This is a genomic window from Flavisolibacter ginsengisoli DSM 18119, from assembly GCF_900129295.1.
GTDB classification, from domain to species: Bacteria; Bacteroidota; Bacteroidia; order Chitinophagales; family Chitinophagaceae; genus Flavisolibacter; species Flavisolibacter ginsengisoli.
In genome coordinates this window covers 365,866-383,161 of sequence record NZ_FQUU01000001.1, presented here as the reverse complement: position 1 = coordinate 383,161, position 17,296 = coordinate 365,866, and the positions used below count along the sequence as shown (strand labels likewise).

Annotated in this window: 17 protein-coding genes; 2 read left to right on the top strand and 15 right to left on the bottom strand. The window is 40.6% G+C overall.

What is annotated here, in order from left to right:
- Nucleotides 1-35 precede the first annotated feature (35 nt).
- From BUA53_RS01605 to BUA53_RS01575, 7 genes are all read right to left on the bottom strand, one after another.
- Nucleotides 36-1,025 (bottom strand): aldo/keto reductase, encoded by a 990-nt coding sequence (locus tag BUA53_RS01605; protein WP_072833481.1) that lies wholly within the window; start codon nucleotides 1,023-1,025, stop codon nucleotides 36-38.
- Between the two features lie 116 nt (nucleotides 1,026-1,141).
- Nucleotides 1,142-2,368 carry a serine hydrolase gene (locus BUA53_RS01600; RefSeq protein ID WP_072833480.1) on the bottom strand — a complete coding sequence of 409 codons (1,227 nt, stop codon included), beginning with the start codon at nucleotides 2,366-2,368 and terminating at the stop codon, nucleotides 1,142-1,144.
- 20 nt (nucleotides 2,369-2,388) lie between these two features.
- Nucleotides 2,389-2,694 (bottom strand): chaperone modulator CbpM, encoded by a 306-nt coding sequence (locus tag BUA53_RS01595; protein ID WP_245792989.1) that lies wholly within the window; start codon nucleotides 2,692-2,694, stop codon nucleotides 2,389-2,391.
- On the bottom strand, nucleotides 2,691-3,590 hold the full coding sequence (locus BUA53_RS01590; protein WP_072833609.1) for a DnaJ C-terminal domain-containing protein: 900 nt from the start codon (nucleotides 3,588-3,590) through the stop codon (nucleotides 2,691-2,693). The genes BUA53_RS01595 and BUA53_RS01590 overlap by 4 nt, the downstream gene beginning before the upstream one ends.
- A 102-nt stretch (nucleotides 3,591-3,692) precedes the next feature.
- Nucleotides 3,693-4,244, bottom strand: a complete 552-nt coding sequence (locus tag BUA53_RS01585) for a GNAT family N-acetyltransferase (protein WP_072833479.1) — start codon at nucleotides 4,242-4,244, stop codon at nucleotides 3,693-3,695.
- 18 nt (nucleotides 4,245-4,262) lie between these two features.
- On the bottom strand, nucleotides 4,263-4,634 hold the full coding sequence (locus BUA53_RS01580) for a nuclear transport factor 2 family protein (protein ID WP_072833478.1): 372 nt from the start codon (nucleotides 4,632-4,634) through the stop codon (nucleotides 4,263-4,265).
- A gap of 23 nt (nucleotides 4,635-4,657) precedes the next feature.
- The gene (locus tag BUA53_RS01575) at nucleotides 4,658-5,326 is read right to left on the bottom strand and encodes an HAD family hydrolase (RefSeq protein WP_072833477.1); all 669 of its coding nucleotides are present in this window, start codon (nucleotides 5,324-5,326) and stop codon (nucleotides 4,658-4,660) included.
- 197 nt (nucleotides 5,327-5,523) lie between these two features.
- Here BUA53_RS01575 and BUA53_RS01570 point away from each other — a divergent pair, with 197 nt between their 5' ends.
- Nucleotides 5,524-6,180, top strand: a complete 657-nt coding sequence (locus BUA53_RS01570; RefSeq protein ID WP_245792988.1) for a TMEM175 family protein — start codon at nucleotides 5,524-5,526, stop codon at nucleotides 6,178-6,180.
- Between the two features lie 49 nt (nucleotides 6,181-6,229).
- Here BUA53_RS01570 and BUA53_RS01565 read toward each other — a convergent pair whose 3' ends face one another.
- The 3 genes from BUA53_RS01565 to BUA53_RS01555 form a co-directional block, all read right to left on the bottom strand.
- Nucleotides 6,230-6,820, bottom strand: a complete 591-nt coding sequence (locus BUA53_RS01565; RefSeq protein ID WP_072833476.1) for a DsbA family protein — start codon at nucleotides 6,818-6,820, stop codon at nucleotides 6,230-6,232.
- Between the two features lie 31 nt (nucleotides 6,821-6,851).
- Nucleotides 6,852-7,241, bottom strand: coding sequence for a hypothetical protein (locus BUA53_RS01560; protein WP_072833475.1), 390 nt, complete (start codon nucleotides 7,239-7,241; stop codon nucleotides 6,852-6,854).
- A 303-nt stretch (nucleotides 7,242-7,544) separates the two neighbouring features.
- On the bottom strand, nucleotides 7,545-9,152 hold the full coding sequence (locus BUA53_RS01555; protein WP_084079744.1) for an OmpA family protein: 1,608 nt from the start codon (nucleotides 9,150-9,152) through the stop codon (nucleotides 7,545-7,547).
- Nucleotides 9,153-9,917: 765 nt separating this feature from the next.
- On the opposite strand from BUA53_RS01555, the gene BUA53_RS01550 reads away from it, so the two are divergent.
- Nucleotides 9,918-11,612 carry an FAD-dependent oxidoreductase gene (locus BUA53_RS01550; protein ID WP_072833474.1) on the top strand — a complete coding sequence of 565 codons (1,695 nt, stop codon included), beginning with the start codon at nucleotides 9,918-9,920 and terminating at the stop codon, nucleotides 11,610-11,612.
- 65 nt (nucleotides 11,613-11,677) lie between these two features.
- On the opposite strand, the gene BUA53_RS01545 is transcribed toward BUA53_RS01550, so the two are convergent.
- The 5 genes from BUA53_RS01545 to BUA53_RS01525 form a co-directional block, all read right to left on the bottom strand.
- Nucleotides 11,678-13,147 (bottom strand): tetratricopeptide repeat protein, encoded by a 1,470-nt coding sequence (locus BUA53_RS01545; protein ID WP_072833473.1) that lies wholly within the window; start codon nucleotides 13,145-13,147, stop codon nucleotides 11,678-11,680.
- A gap of 212 nt (nucleotides 13,148-13,359) precedes the next feature.
- Complete coding sequence (locus BUA53_RS01540; protein WP_072833472.1) at nucleotides 13,360-14,436, bottom strand: methyltransferase; 1,077 nt, start codon at nucleotides 14,434-14,436, stop codon at nucleotides 13,360-13,362.
- A gap of 202 nt (nucleotides 14,437-14,638) precedes the next feature.
- Nucleotides 14,639-15,682: a S41 family peptidase gene (locus tag BUA53_RS01535; RefSeq protein ID WP_072833471.1), complete on the bottom strand. Its 1,044-nt coding sequence runs from the start codon at nucleotides 15,680-15,682 to the stop codon at nucleotides 14,639-14,641.
- Between the two features lie 123 nt (nucleotides 15,683-15,805).
- Nucleotides 15,806-16,249 (bottom strand): DUF5990 family protein, encoded by a 444-nt coding sequence (locus BUA53_RS01530; RefSeq protein WP_072833470.1) that lies wholly within the window; start codon nucleotides 16,247-16,249, stop codon nucleotides 15,806-15,808.
- A complete protein-coding gene (locus BUA53_RS01525; protein WP_072833469.1) occupies nucleotides 16,246-17,010 on the bottom strand; it encodes an SDR family NAD(P)-dependent oxidoreductase in 765 nt (254 codons plus the stop codon). The genes BUA53_RS01530 and BUA53_RS01525 overlap by 4 nt, the downstream gene beginning before the upstream one ends.
- Nucleotides 17,011-17,296: the final 286 nt, after the last annotated feature.

Sequence of the window (17,296 nt, the reverse complement as noted above, 5' to 3'; positions counted from 1 at the left end):
GTAAAAGCACTAATATCCGGGTATAATCATGTGTTTTAACGCCCTACTGATGTCATTGCAGATTCAGGATATCTTGAACCAGCTGCCACTCCTTTAGGCGCTATAGCATCTATATCTTTTAATTCTTCAGGGCTTAGGGATACATCGAGGGCCCGCACATTTTCCTGCAGGTATTTAATACGCTTCGTCCCTGGTATAGGAAATATTTGGTCACCCTGCGAAAGCACCCAGGCTAATGCCAATTGAGATACCGTGCATCCTTTCATTCTGGCCATTGCTTCCATCTTTTGTACCAATTGTAGGTTCTTGTCAAAGTTTTCTCCCTGGAATCGGGGAGAAAAACGCCTGTAATCTCCTGGTTCAAAATCTTCAAATTTTTTGATCTGGCCTGTTAAAAAACCTCTGCCAAGCGGGCTATAGGCAACAAATGCTATTCCCAATTCTCTACAGGTATCTAGTATGCCATCCTCGGGCTCCCTGGTCCATAAGGAATATTCGGATTGTAACGCTGTGATGGGATGCACTGTATGTGCCTTCCGTAAAGTGTCAGCATTTACTTCGCTTAATCCAATACCTCGCACCTTTCCTTCCTTCACCAGTTCAGACATCGCTCCAACAGTTTCTTCTATAGGTGTGTCAGGATCTTTCCTGTGCAGGTAATACAGGTCAATTACTTCTACATCCAGTCTTTTGAGGCTGTTCTCGCAGGAACTACGTACATATTCCGGCTTTCCATTTATGCCCCGGCGTGAAGGATCGTTAGGATCTCTTACAATGCCAAATTTTGTAGCCAGCGTGCAATCCTTTCTAAAGGGTTTTATTGCCTTGCCCACCAGTATCTCGTTGGTATAAGGACCATACATATCTGCTGTGTCAAAGAAATTTATACCTAAATCGTAGGCATGCTGAATTACCCTGGTAGATTCTTCATCATTCCTGCTTCCATAAAAATCACTCATGCCCATGCAGCCCAATCCAAGTTCAGATGCTTTTAATCCCTGGTTACCCAATGGTTTTATTCGCATAATTATTTTTTTGGAAAGGTACACTTCATGAAATGTATATTAATAGATGAGGCCGGAAATGAAAACAATTTTCAGCTCATGAGAACCAGGTTCATCAAAGGTTTAAAGTCATGGCTTTAATGTGAAAAGGTGGGAACGTATTTTCTTTTTCTTTCCTTTTCCATATTGTAGATTACTTCATATAGGTCTTTAAAGAAAGGATAACCCACTTCCGTATACTCATATTTATCATCGTTCAGTATTCCATCCCTATTTACATATATTACGGCAGACAACATGAATTCAATACCATTCCTGGAATCGGTTACATAGGCTGCATCCGTTAAGAATCCATAGGACCAACCTGGTTTATTATAAATGTGTATGTAGGGAGGTGGTTTTTGTCTTCCTGCTTTATAGAAAAACTTTGTATAACTGTCAAAATATTCAGTGGTGTCATAAGTTGGAAAATGACTTTCTGAAGGGTAAGCGGACATATACTGATACAGGAAAGCCAGGTCTTCCTGCCCCAGGTTGAACCTTTTCTTTCGGGGCAAGGATTGCGGAAACATGACAGATCGCAGCATCTGTTGCAGGTCTTCCAGGGGAAGGTTGTTGTGCGTGGTAAAGTCCATTGGTTCCTGGATAAGACTGTCCTTCCAGTTGTAATGGCCTTTGCCAATATTTATTTTCTTTGAAAAGTCAAAATGGTATTGGCTATAAGCAGCGGGTTGTTCATAAATGATATTTCCTTCCTTCATAAATCTTATGGCATTGGTGTGCCTGTTCTCTTCTTCATTCATAGGAACAAACCTCCTGGTAATGCGAACATCTTTATAACCTTTCTTTTGCAAAGTTCTATTTAATTGTTCCTGTCCTACAAATTCGTAGAGCCTGTTATAGGCATCATTGTCACTAACCAGGAATATTTTTTTTATATACTGTGCCACAGATGGCAGGCCATTGGCTGATGAAGTGTCCGTGGCTATACTGGTTTCACCCTCATAAGAACTATCTGTGAGCATCGTGGTATTTTTATCAATTCCTTGTTTCCTAAGTTTATTGATCTTTTCCAGGGCCGCTAATGCTGTGGGAAGTTTCACTGTAGAAGCAGGATTAAAATACCGGTTGCGGTCAACGTTTACATAGTAATTCCTGAAATGAGGTTTGTTATGTTTATCCCTGTTTATTCTTGTATAGATCACCTGGTATTGAAAGCTGTCTGGGTTTGACAGCACATGTTGCAGTAGGGGAGAGCCTTTTTTTTCCAGTATTTCCTTTAGCCAGGGATCGTTTTTAGCCTGGCCTTTTGCGGAGATATGACAAAGCAAAAAGAAGAAAAATACAATGCGGTAATAGATCATGAAGCTAATATCCTAAAAAATCAATCACCTGTTTCATATAAGCGTAACCTGTTGCGCAATGCTACCAGGTCATGCTGTAAGGAATGCATATGCTGTAATAAATGCCTGATGGCATCAATACCCTCCATATTTATATTCAGGTCGTAATGAAGACGAACCATTTTTTCAAGCTCTTCCAGTTGTTCTTCATCTATATATCCTGCTCCTTCCATGGTATGAACCTGAAGTAGTCCATATTCCTGCAAGGAATCAATAAAAGATATCTCTATATTATGATGGATACAAAACTCTTGTGCTGGAATCAGGTTTTCATTTGCCATGGTCATGATTTTAGTTTTGACAATTGGGTAAACAATTCTTTTTCTTTTTCAGACAACACTGTCGGGAGTTTTACCTCGTAGGTAACATATAGATCACCATGTTGTCCCTCCTGCCTGTATACCGGAAAACCTTTGTCTTTTAGCCTGACCTTTGTTCCATTTTGAGTGCCGGGGGCCACTTTTAGTTTCAGCTTACTATTCAGTGTGTCTATCATTACCTCCCCACCCAGAACCATTGTATACAGGTCCACATGCTCTGTGGTGTACAGATCACTTCCCAGCCTTTTGAACCTGGTATCTTCTTTTATTTTAAAAGTAATGTAAAGGTCACCTGCAGGTCCTCCATTATGACCGGGGGCCCCATGACCTTTGAGTTTGATCTTTTGGTCATTCTCCACTCCCGCATGAATGGTGATACGAATATTCTTACCATTTACAGTAAGGGTTTGCTGGTGCGTGGTGGCAGCTTCTTTCAAGCTCAAATGCAGTTCTGCTTCATAGTCATGACCCTTGAATCCTTTTTGACTTCTTTGTGATCGACTGCCTCCACCAAACATGGATGTAAAGAAATCAGAAAAATCCGTGTCTCCAAAATCACCTGAAAATTCATGACCTGCCGACCCTGCATATTGCTGCTGTTGACGTTGGTGTTGTCTTGCTTGCTCAAACTGTTCAGCATGTTGCCAGTCCTTTCCATACTGGTCGTATTTCTTTCTTTTTTCAGGATCACTCAGCACTTCATTGGCTTCATTGATCTGCTGAAACTTTTTATGGGCTTCTTTATCATTAGGGTTGAGGTCAGGGTGGTGTTTCCTTGCCAGCTTACGGTAGGCTTTTTTAATATCCTCTGTGCTGGCATTTTTATCCAGGCCAAGTATCTTATAATAATCTACAAATTCCATGGTGCTGTTATGATCATCAAATAATATACCCCTTATAAAATTAGGCAAGGATCAGCAAGCAAAGTCTTATGTAAATTAAAATTTTTAAACAAAGAATGTAACTCAGTCTATTGCTTGCAATGTATATACAATATTACCTGCTTTCCTTTCTTCTTCAGTCATAACGCCATATGCTTCTTCATTTATTACAAAACCATTTTTTTCAAGGATCCTGATTGAAGCAAGGTTTTGCGAAACAGTCCAGGCCTCAATGGTTTTTATGTCCATTATTTTGAATGCATAGTCAATGATTTCCGATATGGCCTGCTGCATGAACCCCCTTCCCTGGTACTCCGGTAATAGCTCATAACCTAATTCTCCCTTGTTATCCTGCCGCGAAAGATTCCATAAACAGATGGTTCCAATTATGCGTAGATCGTCTTTAAGTTGCAGCCCCCAGTAGATCGATTCATTATTAGCTATGCTCTTATTAATAAGAGCAATAAATGTTAGTGCATCCTCTAATGATGATGCTTTATTACGGTTTAGATACTTATTCACCTGTTCATTGCTTCGCAATTCTAATATGTCTGGTGCATCACTTATGGCCAACTGCCTTAACAGCAGGTTTTCAGTAACCAATACCGGAAATGGGGAGAATTGAAATGAGTTCATGTAATTAATCCTATTATTTTATTGATCTGCCAATGGTCCTGTACCATGACGTGAAACGACCTGCCACTTTCCATTTTGCTGCACCCATACATCTGTGAGCATGAAGAAGCCACTCCAGTCTTTTTCACCCACCGAGGCCACCTGCTCCACAAAAGCATTTACTACTGCAGTATTTCCATATGTCCGCACTTTGATTTCCTTCCATATAAAAGATTTACATGTAAAAGGGCCGGAAGCATTGTTGATCCATTCAGTCTTTTCCATTAAGTTTCCCCTGGCGCTGCTTAACAAAAAATCATCAGACAATATATCCCTGAAGACTGAAACATCTTTAGCTATCCAGGCATCCATCCATTCTTTTTCCCTGGAAATGATCTCTGATTCCTGCATAAATTATAAAAGATATAAAATTTTTACAAACCGGAAGTTACCTGTTCAAAGCTGTTTTCTTCCGCAACCAGTTCTGAAAAATCTTTTATCAATATATCTGCACCAGATAGTTCTTCAGCCTTATGCGTGGTAAGAACACCAACCACTTTCATACCTGCGGCTTTTGCCGAATTGATGCCAACTACCGCGTCTTCAAATACCAGGCATTCGGCAGGAGAAACCTTCAGCAGTTCTGCCGTTTTTATATAGATCTCGGGGTCAGGCTTTCCCTTTGAAATATGGGCTGAATTTACAATCACGTCAAAATAGGAGCGTATCGGAATGTGTTCGAATAAAAAATCAATATTTACCTGGATACCCGAAGTAGCAATGGCCATAGGTATAGATAATGATCTTAGCTTTTCCAGCAGTTCCAGCAGCCCGGCTACGGGCTTGATGTAAGGTGCATAAAGCTGCCTGTAAATGGCTTCTTTTTCATGTGCATATTTCATGGCTTCCTCATCATCCATCTTACGCTGGTAGATGTATTCAATGACATCTTTATTGGTGCGCCCGTTCACATTGGCCTTGTATTCTTCTTCCGACATCTGCCTGTTCATGTCCTTCAGGTATTGTAACCATGATTGCAGGTGGTAAGAATTATTATCTATAAGGGTACCATCCAGGTCAAAGATCGCTGCGTTCACTTTCATGCTTTTTCCACTTTTAACCGCAAAGATGGTAAATAATGGTTGTTACATTCAACACTGTCGCCGGGGATAGAAGCTTTTGATATAATCAGAGGAGAATAGAGGAAGACATAAATTCTGTAAATTACCTGGGTATTTGAAAACAACCGGAACTTTTAGTACCGGTTGTCTCAAACTATAAAATATAATTGCAAAATTCTATGGCCAGGGTTGCAATGAGAAAAGGAAGACTGGAAGCTTTTAGTGATGGGGTATTAGCCATTATCATTACTATCATGGTATTGGAAATGAAAGTGCCTCATGCTGATACAATACAGTCATTGCAGCCATTGATACCCGTTTTTATCAGTTATGTCCTAAGCTTCGTTTATATTGGAATTTACTGGAATAACCACCATCATATGATGCATGCTGCCCAGCATGTCAATGGTGCTGTACTATGGGCTAATTCTTTATTGCTTTTCTGGCTTTCATTAGTACCCTTTGTCACTGCCTGGATGGGAGAAAATCATTTCAGTACCTGGCCGGTCATACTATATGGGATCATCCTGCTTATGGCGGCTATTTCCTATACTATACTGGCGCATAATTTAACCCTTTTGCACGGTAAAAATTCCATGTTTTCAAGATCACTTGGTTCAGATAAAAAGGGTAAGATATCTATGTTGATTTACCTTACCGGGATCTGCCTGAGTTTTATTCATCCTTTGGTGGGGTTTGGATTATATGTAGTAGTTGCCATTATCTGGTTCAGGCCCGATACACGGTTTGAAAAGGCTGGTGAAATTATTGATGACAATGATGGGGAAACGCCTTTGGAAACAGATAGCCATAAAAAAAGCCTTCCACTGATGTAATGGAAGGCGTCGTTTCTTTATAAATTATAAAAAGGCTTTATTAAAAAGCTTATCCTGCTACCAGGGTTTTTTTCTTTTCTTTAGGTTTACCAGCTTTGCTGCCTAATTCTTTCGCGAGGTCATTTATATAAGCCTTAAAATTCTTCAAGGATGGCTCTTTGTCAAAGCGCTTGCCATTGATAAAGAATGCCGGTATATCAGTTACCCCAAGATTCAACCCATCCTTCAGGTCGTCCTGTACAAACCAACCATAGTAGCTGTTCATCAGGTGATCAAGGAATTTTTTATCTGTCACACCTACTTCGCGGGCATAAGATTTCAGGCTGATCATACCCAGGCTTTTACGATGTCCGTACAAGTATTGATGCATTTCCCAAAACTTTCCTTCCTGTCCTGCACCTATTGAGGCTTCGGCTGCCTTATGCGCTTTCTGGTGAAGGCGGGTCAATGGGAAGTGACGAAAAACGAAATTGATCTTTCCATCATATTCTTCAAGCAGTTCAGCTACCACATCATTTGCTTTTGCACAGGCATCGCTTTCATAATCTCCAAACATTACTACCTGTATGCCTGCCGAAGGATTGCCTGTAACTATATCTTTGGATGGTATAACTGGTACTACTTCTTTTTGAAACTTCATATTATGCTTTAGTGTTTTTTATATTATAGTATTAGTTGGATGAAAAGGGGGGAAGCTTATTAATATCTTCCCTGCTTGATGAATCCAGAACAAGCATTCTTTTGATGCGTTGGTACTTTTGAAAATCAAATACCTTCTGAATTTCTTCTTTCAACTCGGTTAATGATTCTCCTTTATATGCTACCAATTCAATATCCGGTAATAATATAGGGAGGACCACAGAGAGCTTTTTATTATCAATGTAATTATTGGTGTTATCAATAACTGCCAGGTCAAAATGTTGGTTGTTCGCCATTTCAATTGCTCTTTCTTCATCACTGGCAAAATAAGCCTGCATATTTCCAGGCATAGCTGTGAAACCAGATAAGACACTGTTGAGTCCAGGGTCTGATATGATCAATATATGTTTATTATGCTTCATGTTTTAATTTGCTTAGATTGATTAAAAAGGTCTTTCACGCCTGCTGCCACGGGTTAATCCTGTTAAACAGCAATAAGGCCAGTTTTGGAGAGTTTTTGAATGGGGCTGGACTCACCTACTATGCAAATAGCGTGCAATGTAAGTTTTACTATCGTTCCGTCATGTTTTTATATGTTACAATGCCCCAATGTCGGCCAAATAAATGTTAAAAGGTGCCCATAAGTCATTTGAATAGTCGTGGTTTTCCTTATTGTAAAACTAAAAGACTCCAAATTGAGGGGTCTTTTGTAAAGGTGAAGAACATTAATTTTTAAGGATTTTAAACTCTACCCTGCGGTTAAGCTGCCTGTTTTCGTCAGTGTCATTCGGAACCACTGGTTTGGTTTCTCCATATCCTTTTGAAGTAATGCGCGTGGTGGCAATTCCTTTGGAAAGTATGTATTCCATTACTGATCTTGCCCTGTTATCGCTCAACTTGAAATTATAGTCATCCGAACCATAGCTGTCCGTATGCGCACTCATTTCTATCTCAATTGCGGGATTCTCCTGCAGCAGTTTTACCACCCTGTCCAGTTCTACATATGATTCAGGCCTCAGGTTCCACTTGTCAAAATCAAAGAATACATTGTTTAATCTCACCACCTGGCCTATTTCTATAGGTACCAGGTACAGGTCCTTATGAATTTCTTTATATCCCGCCTTTACTAATGAGTCAAGGTTCAGGTTCTCAGATATGGCGAAAAATTTATCAGCGGTGGCCCTGATGCTGTAATTCTTATCGTAAGGCAACACCATTTTAAATGCTCCATCACCCGGGTTGGACATGCCATTGCCCGCAACGATTCCATCAGGGAGTGTTTCATACACAAGCGAAGCACTAAGAGGTTGCAATGTCTTTTTATTGTATACGTTTCCGCTAACCAGTACCACGTGGTCAGGCTTTTCTCTTTCAAGAAGTTTTACCCGCACTATATCACTTTCGCCATAGCCTCCGTCACTGCTGGTCATATAGGCATATTCGCCACCGGCATCAAGGGTAAAGAATGCATCCCATTCAGGGGTGTTGATCGGAGCTCCCAGGTTTACCGGTTCACTCCATTTTTGCCAGGTCTTATCCAATCGTTTTGTCATCCAGATATCGTTATCTCCAAGTCCGCCTGGGCGGTTGCTGCTAAAATATAAGGTGGCACCATCTGAGGCCAGGTAGGGAGTCATTTCATCATAATCCGGGAGATTGATCTTTTTACCCAGTGTTTTAGGTTCTGACCACGTTCCGTCCGGCAACAAAAAACATACATACAGGTCGTTATTAACGCCACCTTTTTCCTCAGTCATATAAAGTAATAGGGTCTGTCCATCATGTGCCATTGTGGCACCATTTTGTCTTCCCCGGTCGTATTTTGCATAATTGCGGATCTTGAGCATCTCCGGTGGGCTCCACCTGCCATTTGCTTGCCGGTGGCTCATACTTACACCATTACCATAATAATCTCCATTGATAAAAGCATTGCGTATAAGAATACGGTTATTATCAGGCGAAACCCAGTAAACCGCATTATAATGGTAAGTATTTAATGGGTATCCCATATGTCTTGCCTCACTCCAGCGGCCAAAACTATCTCTTTCGGAATACCAGATGTCCTGTGAATTACGGACAGAATTGAACTTAGTATTCAGGGGGTGATTCTCGCAAATGAAAAATAAAAGATTACCATCTGCTGAAATGGTTGGCCTTAATTCAGCCAGTTCAGAATTGATCTTCCATCCAAGGTTCTCAATTTTAATGACGGTGGAGGAGGTAATGATATTTTCCTTTTGCGCTACCAGTGTCCCCAGGGTATCATTTGAGGGTTGGGCATAAATAGTATGGATGCAGGCAGTTATTGCAAAAAAGGAAAGGATCCTTTTCATGGGGTTTGGATTTTCGGTTCGACCGTAAAATAATAAATGATTCTAACTATTCAAACCTCCCTACTTGTAATGCTTTACAGTTTTACTTAAACATTTAATTAATAATCATCATTATATAGCATGTAAATGAAATTATACTTCAATTAATAAAATGAAAATAGGTAGGCGAACTCCCTACTTATTTCCAGCTATCTCCACCTTTTCGAAAACTTTACGGAACAATTGTGAGAGCCGCCATATCCTACCATTATCACATACATAAGCCAAAGATGTCCCGAGGATATCCCGACTTTATAAGAGTCGGCTTATCGTCGGCTTATCCTCGGGATATCCTCGGGATATCTTCGGGACATCCTGCTCTATTGTCCGCTGTTCAGAGAGCTTATACAGGAAGAGTGAGCGGTGTTAAACAGAAGTCAGTTTAAAATTGCAATTGCCTGAAAGTTTTTTAATCCTGCCTGGAATATATTTCTCTTTCCCTGTGAAGGGATTTCATTCATTCAGATGGTATCTGGATGGGAGAAACGAGTGGATATGAGTCAACGCATAACTATTGTAATTCATTGATATTGGTTAAAATAAAACAGTTATCTAAACTTATACATCATATAGTTACTGATTTTATGAAATCACAGTTTACTTTATGCGGTTAAGCAGGTTGAATTAAAATATATAGGTAAGGGTATATGATTTTTTAGCATGTGACCTAAGTCATGGAAGGGGTATTTTAAAGGGTTCACCTTTGTAGGAAATAGAATTGGAGCCATGAAATACTTAATAATAGGAGCTGTTGCCGGAGGTGCCAGTACGGCAGCCAGGCTGAGACGAATGGATGAGCAGGCAGAGATCATACTCTTTGAAAAAGGCGGGTATGTTTCTTATGCCAATTGCGGATTGCCCTATTACATTGGTGAGGTGATCAATGACCGCGACCTGCTTTTTGTTCAAACTGTGGCCAGCTTTAACAAGCGTTTTAATATCGAGGTCAGGATATATTCAGAGGTGAAAAGTATAGATACTGCTCAGAAATTAATTACTGTCACTGACCTTAAAACGGGCGAAACTTATACTGAAAGCTATGACAAGCTTGTATTGTCACCCGGCGCTGAACCTATCCGGCCACCACTTCCCGGGATAGACCTGGATGGTATTTTCACTTTACGATCTGTACCCGATATGGACCGGATAAAGGAGTTTGCCAAAAACAGGAGATTGGGGCATGCCGTAATCATTGGAGGTGGATTTATAGGATTGGAAATGGCAGAGAACCTGCACCACCTGGGAATGAAAGTAACCATTATTGAAATGGGCAACCAGGTGTTGGCGCCGCTGGACTTTCCATTGGCTGCCATTGTGCAGCAACATATCAGGTCTAAAGGGCTGGACCTCCGGTTATCTTCAGCCGTTACGGGGTTTGATAAATTAAAGAATGGAGTTCGGGTAATGTTGAAGGATGCAGAGCCCATTGATGCTGATGTGGTTATTTTATCTATCGGTGTGAGGCCCGATACCAGGCTTGCCCAGGCAGCCGGGCTTGAACTGGGAGCATCAAAAGGTATTAAAGTGAATGAATATTTGCAGACCTCTGACCCTGATATTTATGCAGTGGGGGATGCTATAGAATTTCCTAACCCGCTAACCGGCAGATCAATGAGTACTTACCTCGCTGGTCCTGCTAACAAACAAGGCCGCATTTGTGCCAATAATATGGTGCTGGGCAATGTTCAAAAATATCCTGGTTCCATCAATACAGCTATTGTGAAAGTGTTTGATATGACGGTAGGCACCACGGGTATGGCATCCAAACACCTGCAGGCTGCAGGAATAGATCATTTAGTATCCACCACACATAGTGGTTCACATGCCGGTTATTATCCTGGTTCTAAGCAAATGAGTATTCAACTCTGTTTTGCTCCAGGCACGGGCCAATTGCTGGGCGCACAAGTGGCCGGGTTTAAGGGAGTTGATAAGCGCCTGGATCTTCTGGCTTCTGCTATTAAACGGGAAAGCACCATTCATGAATTGACGGAATTTGAGCATGCCTATGCACCTCCATTTTCTTCAGCTAAGGATCCTGTGAATATTGCAGGTTTTGTTGCCGAGAATATACTGGCGGGTCAATTGTCGTTATTTTATTGGGATGAAGTTGAGGCTGTAAAAGAAAACGAAGTGCTTATAGATGTCCGCACCCGCGAAGAATATAATAAAGCTCATATCCCGGGAGCCCTTTCTTTTCCTGTTGATGAATTAAGAAATCATTTGGAAGAGTTGCGTACTTATGCTGGTATCAATATTTATTGCCAGGTTGGTTTAAGAGGCTACCTGGCATACCGCATTTTGAAACAAAGCGGTTTTGAAAAAGTAAACAATCTTTCAGGAGGTTTTACCACCTGGCAGGCCTGTCATAATGAGATCATGATCGGTGAGAAAGCGAAAAAGGCTGACCTGGCCATAGCTTAATTTGCGGTATTTATCAAATAATCAAGGGCCCACCTGCCTGGTGGGCCCTTTATATATTACACTTATTACAATCTTTTCTTTACATCATTGCGCACCAGTGCGAAACCAATGTTATTAAAATTGTAATCAGCTATCTCTTTATATATAGCTTCTGCCTTGTCTTTTTTTCCAGATGCTTCATAAGACCTGGCTAACCAATAACGTTGATAGATATCGAGGGGATTGGTCTTTGCAAAATGTTGGGTAGCTTCCTTATAGTTCTTCTGGTAATAGTTAATATGACCTAATAATTCTTCATAAGCTTCCAGTTTGCGCGGATTTTGAATAGGTTCCAGCATGTGTTTCATTTCCGTTGCTTTTGCCATTGCATTCATAAGATCCCTGTTCAATGTTTTCACCATTCCTTGCCAATAAAGCATATTGCTCTTTTGGTTTATTATTCCTTCGTTGGTTCCAATACTTTTTCCCATTGATTCAGAAACAGGTTCAAGCATATTGATAATTGTTTCCAGTTTGTTGGCATCCCCGGTATGAAAAGCTATTTGTGCCGCCGTGGTTAATAACTGGAATTTATCTACAACATCCCTGTTGGCATCTTTCACATCACCCGTTCTCTGGGCTTCATCCAATAAAACCTGCATGGCTTTACCAGGTTGATCCTGGTATAAATAAGTAAAGGAAATGACCTGTATAGCAAAACCAGGAGAAACATCCAGGGAGCCGGCTTGTTGGTAATCTGCCCTTGCTTTTTCGTATTCACCTAAAAAAGTTTCTGCATGACCTCTCTTATAAAGTGCTGTGGGAGATTCAGGATCAAGCATTACTGCTTTAGAATAGGATTCGTAGGCTTTCTGCATATTATTTTGGGCCCTGTATGTATCTCCTAATAAAATAAACGAACCAGAACTTTCGGGTGCCAGTTCTGTAAGCTTTGCAGCATTGGCCTCAGCTTGTTTAAAATTCTTTGGGTCCTGGAATAAAAAAGAATTGCTTAGTGCATAATAGCCACCAGTCCATTTGGGATCAGTTGCAATTGACTTTTGATAATTGAGCCGGGCATGGGCAAAGTCATTTGTTTCAGCGTAGGCATTCCCAAGCATGAGATAGGCGCGTGGAACGTCAGGAAATTTAGCTACTATTTTCTGCGCAGCGTCCAGGCGCTTATTTAGATCATCACTTAAAAATGTTTCATCATAGGTATAGTACATCTTTTCCCAATCGCTGGCATTGGTAAGGTTCTCTTTTGCCTTGTCCAAATACTTTACAAATTCGCCAGGGGAGTTAGCCTGGTCAGCTAGCAATAGGTAGCCCATTGTCAATTTAGGATCCTGTTGTATCGCTTTTTCAAAGTAACCATGTGCCTTTTTGTTCTCATTAAGATCATAGAATTTTATTCCTTCCTGCAGCGATGTAAGCGCTTCATTGGAAGAACTGGAAAACATTATACCTGATATTTTATTTTGCTGGCTATGAAGTTCTGTTTGGTAACATGCCATGCCCAGGATAATGAGGAGAAACTTGCTGATAACTTTCATACATTTTGATTTAGATTGATAAAATTGAATCCTAGGGAGGATCATCGAAATGTACTTCAGTAGGGAAGGTGAAAGAACAATTATGTAAAGCCTCTTATCTTATAGATGACTAAATAAATAGGTCATTCCATTTTCTTATAGAGCCCTTTATATTGTCCTTTTTTTGCTATAAGCCTGTAACTATTTTATAATTGTCTTTGGTCTACCGACATTTATTTATATGCTATTGCTGCGCTGGTAGGGCCGCTAAGTGGTAACAATTCAACACGTTTGAAACCAGCCCTGGAAGTCCAGTTTTTAAAATCATCCAAAGTATAATCAAAGGCATCGCCGTTTTCTATTAACATATTGAGGCTCATTAACAACCCGAAAGTATTTTGTCTTCTTTCGTTGTCAATGATGTTTTCGACCGTCATAAATACACCACCATCAGGTAAGGTCTTGAATACTTTATCAAGCAATTGCAGTTTGCCCTCTTCATTCATGCCATGAAGTATATTTCCCATGACTATAATATCAGCTTTTGGAAGTTCATCTTTAAAGAAGTCGCCAGGCATGAATTGTATGCGGTCTTTCAGTCCATATGATTCTATCTTCTTTTTTGCCAGCGGCTCTATGGGAGGAAGGTCAAATGTAGTGCATTGAATATCGGTATGATGCAGGCAAACCTGTATGCTTAACCATCCGTCAGCACCGCCCACATCAAGCAGGCTGGAATAGTTATCAAAATTAAACTTATTGGAGAGTGCTATGAAGTTACCGGTTTGTATGCCACTCATGGCGTTCATAAACTCCTGGAGTTTTCCGGGATCCTGGTATAATTTGGAAAAAAAATCCATATTCCCATGAGGGTCATCCTTGCTCTCATTTTGTTGCTGGCCGGTAAGCAGGGCTTCATCGAGGTTCATCCAGTGTTTATACAACCTGTTATTGGCCATTTCAAGTATGCCACCCATATACCCGGGCTTCTTCATGTCAAGAAAAAAGTCGGTGTCTTCAGCATTGGAATAAACAGCTTGATCCAGCAAACCTTTTCTTTCAAGAAATCCAAGTGAAACGAGGGTGTCCAGCCAGTCGTAAATGTGACGGATTGAAGCTTTGGATGATAATTTTTCCTGTATGTCATGTGCCGATAATGGACCAGGACCTAAAAGTGTAAATAGTTCAAAATGTACTGCACTTAACAGTGCTTTGGAAGCCCAGAAGCCCATGCCAACCTGCATGATCTTTGAAGGAGTTAACTGGCCTTTTAACTGGGTTGTTTTTTCGGCAGTAAGTTCAGTATTCATAAATTCAGGTTTAAGGATGAGAGATACTGATAATGGTCCTTATAAAGTTAGAGCATATTTGCTCCAACTTATTGTATTATTTCGACTATTGATTTATGGATGAGGTTAGGCAATGAGCATCCGCCTTTTACCCAAAAAATTAGGGTATGCAAGTCTTGGATTTGTGTGATTTGTTGCAAATAGGCTAATAAAATGTCTAGCTTTACTGCTTTCGCTTTAGGGGTTTACTTCCCTGTTGTTTCAACCATTTTAGCGCAGATTGTATCTTAATGTCTTTGGTGAAGTCAATAAAATTATCTCCTCCTATAACATAGATAGAAGGGCTCACTTCGCCTAGATATATTTTGCCTGCCTTATCCCTTGTGTAAGATTCACCGATAACGATGCCATTATCAGTTCCGGGTAAAAGAAATCCATTGTTTCCTGTTGTATATCCTGCTGTATTTTCTCCTATCAAAATGGTATTCTTTCTCATAGAAAGGATAATGGCTAACTGTTCGCCTGAACTGCCGGTTGCGGGCCCGGTCAATACGGCCACTGGTAACCCGGTAAGGTCGCCACAGCTTTTCTGTAGTTTAACCACGATAGTATCCAAGAGAGTGATCTGCTGTCCCTTAATTACCAGTTCTCCTTCTTTTTCTCCAAGGCTATTGACAGATTCTGTATAATTACCATCTCCCAGCACATTTATGATCCCGATGATCATAGGAAATACATTGCCACCGCCATTTAACCTAAGATCAATGACCAGTCCTTTGGTGGTAGAAGTAACAACCTTACATAATGAATCCTGCACCTGCTGGGCAAACCTGTTCATCTTATCTTTCGTTTGTCCATTAGTGAAAGGTATTGCCAGGTAGGCATAGCCCTTTTCTAAAAGCGCACTTTTTATGGGAGCTCTGACTATAGCTTTCAAAGTTTGTTCATTGATCCTGCTTTCATCCCTTTTTACAAATGGGTTGAAATATTGTACACCATTTAAATCAAGCCACCCATGTTTATCCTGGAGGAGATTGAAAGCAAACTGAATGGCTGGAATTGCCTCAGCATAGTTAGTGGCCTTAGCTGACATTTTATGGGCACTATCACGGATTACCATCCAATTCAGTGAACTGGCAAATATTGACCTGCGTTGCATGATATTTAATGCACTGTCTACAAATACCCGGACACTGTCATTTGATTGAGCACTGGAAATAATGGCAATCTGTAATAAAATGAAGAGCAGAATTAATTTTTGTCTCATGGCAGTTTTTACTAAGGTAGAAATATAGAAAATTTCCGGCTTATCTTATGTAACTACCTGCTATAGTTGCTGTATGAAACGGACAATAAAAGGTATGAGATTTAAATCAGGCATTATCCCTGTCTAGACAATGATCCAGCCTTTAAAATTCTTTACTGTACCGCAGGCAGGACTCCCATCTTTACCAATGGCATTGATGGTTGCCTGGAAGGTAATGCCACCAGGCAGGCTGGTAAGATCATCGCCTGGATGCAAATAGCCTGACAATGGTATCTTCAATCGCCTGCTCCATTCACTACCATGCTGTCCGGCGGCAGTGCCAATATCTATATAGATAAAGCGGATACCCGGAGATCCCTGCACTATAGGGCCTGAAAAGTCTATTTGACCATTTTGATCCTTTTTCATCCTGATGGTACATTCAAAATAAAGCGTCTTGCCATTTCCGATTTGTGGCTGAATAGTTTCATAATGACTTCCGCTGCCTTTCTGAATTCCGAAAAGCACCCCTTGTGGTGAAGCTTCAAATGCGATCTGTAATGTAAGATCTACAAGCGGGTTTATCATGAGTTGATGCCTCCACTGACCTCAATTCTTTGCCCGTTAATCCAACGTCCTTCTTCACTACATAAAAAAGCCACCACACCACCAATGTCTTCGGAAGTGCCTACGCGACCCAATGGAGTTAAGGAGCTTAGAATTCCTTTCATATTAGGATTATTGCGGATGGCTGCATTATTAAAATCTGTTTCGATAGGACCTGGAGCTACAACGTTTGCGGCTATACCTTTCGTTCCTAATTCTTTAGCAAGGTAGCGGGTAAAAACCTCTATGGCTCCTTTCATAGAGGCATAAACAGAGTACCCCGGGTTGCTGAACCTGGTAGTTCCGGAAGATATATTTATGATCCTTCCCCCATGATTCAGTAAGGGTATACATTTTTGGGTTAAGAAATAAACACCTTTAAAATGAACGTTCATAAACTCGTCAAATAGGTCTTCAGTTACCTGTTCAAAGGGAACTGTTGCACCCATGCCAGCATTATTGACCAGGAAATCAAAACTGTTTGATTGCCAAACTGTTTGAAGAGTGCCTTTTATAGCATTTACAAATTGATCAAGATCCTGAAAACGGCTCATATCAAGGTGAAGCACTGCTGCTTTTCTACCTAATTGTTGCATGCTTGCGACAACATTACTAGCCTCCTCCTCATTTGCCCGATAGGTAATGATCACATCTATACCTTTCCTGGCAAGGCTTAAGGCCATTTCTTTTCCTAATCCCCGGCTTCCACCAGTTACAAGTGCTATTTTTTGTGCTGCTGACATATTCTGATTTTGATGGCAAAGGTGCGATTATAATGATAAAACATATATAAACTCATTAGAAATAATGGATGGGTAAAGGCCCCGCAAATGGAGTCCTGACTGCAAATTCATGGATAAAAAGGTGAGGAGTTAACCAGGATTATCAAACATACATTAACGATAGGCCCAACTAAAGTTGACTTTATGAATCACTTAGTAATAATACTGGGAATTAAAAGCTATCTTTACCATGTTAATTTGAGCCTCGCATTAGTAATCGTTAATTATTCTGCTCTGCATCTTAGTT

What these genes read in the sequence shown, in the direction of transcription:
- BUA53_RS01580 (WP_072833478.1), bottom strand. Translation starts at nt 4,634, where the DNA reads ATGCAGGAATCAGAGATCATTTCCAGGGAAAAAGAATGGATGGATGCC.
- BUA53_RS01600 (WP_072833480.1), bottom strand. Translation starts at nt 2,368, where the DNA reads ATGATCTATTACCGCATTGTATTTTTCTTCTTTTTGCTTTGTCATATC.
- BUA53_RS01585 (WP_072833479.1), bottom strand. Translation starts at nt 4,244, where the DNA reads ATGAACTCATTTCAATTCTCCCCATTTCCGGTATTGGTTACTGAAAAC.
- BUA53_RS01555 (WP_084079744.1), bottom strand. Translation starts at nt 9,152, where the DNA reads ATGAAAAGGATCCTTTCCTTTTTTGCAATAACTGCCTGCATCCATACT.
- BUA53_RS01595 (WP_245792989.1), bottom strand. Translation starts at nt 2,694, where the DNA reads ATGACCATGGCAAATGAAAACCTGATTCCAGCACAAGAGTTTTGTATC.
- BUA53_RS01565 (WP_072833476.1), bottom strand. Translation starts at nt 6,820, where the DNA reads ATGAAGTTTCAAAAAGAAGTAGTACCAGTTATACCATCCAAAGATATA.
- BUA53_RS01575 (WP_072833477.1), bottom strand. Translation starts at nt 5,326, where the DNA reads ATGAAAGTGAACGCAGCGATCTTTGACCTGGATGGTACCCTTATAGAT.
- BUA53_RS01545 (WP_072833473.1), bottom strand. Translation starts at nt 13,147, where the DNA reads ATGAAAGTTATCAGCAAGTTTCTCCTCATTATCCTGGGCATGGCATGT.
- BUA53_RS01590 (WP_072833609.1), bottom strand. Translation starts at nt 3,590, where the DNA reads ATGGAATTTGTAGATTATTATAAGATACTTGGCCTGGATAAAAATGCC.
- BUA53_RS01605 (WP_072833481.1), bottom strand. Translation starts at nt 1,025, where the DNA reads ATGCGAATAAAACCATTGGGTAACCAGGGATTAAAAGCATCTGAACTT.
- BUA53_RS01530 (WP_072833470.1), bottom strand. Translation starts at nt 16,249, where the DNA reads ATGATAAACCCGCTTGTAGATCTTACATTACAGATCGCATTTGAAGCT.
- BUA53_RS01560 (WP_072833475.1), bottom strand. Translation starts at nt 7,241, where the DNA reads ATGAAGCATAATAAACATATATTGATCATATCAGACCCTGGACTCAAC.
- BUA53_RS01535 (WP_072833471.1), bottom strand. Translation starts at nt 15,682, where the DNA reads ATGAGACAAAAATTAATTCTGCTCTTCATTTTATTACAGATTGCCATT.
- BUA53_RS01540 (WP_072833472.1), bottom strand. Translation starts at nt 14,436, where the DNA reads ATGAATACTGAACTTACTGCCGAAAAAACAACCCAGTTAAAAGGCCAG.
- BUA53_RS01550 (WP_072833474.1), top strand. Translation starts at nt 9,918, where the DNA reads ATGAAATACTTAATAATAGGAGCTGTTGCCGGAGGTGCCAGTACGGCA.
- BUA53_RS01570 (WP_245792988.1), top strand. Translation starts at nt 5,524, where the DNA reads ATGGCCAGGGTTGCAATGAGAAAAGGAAGACTGGAAGCTTTTAGTGAT.
- BUA53_RS01525 (WP_072833469.1), bottom strand. Translation starts at nt 17,010, where the DNA reads ATGTCAGCAGCACAAAAAATAGCACTTGTAACTGGTGGAAGCCGGGGA.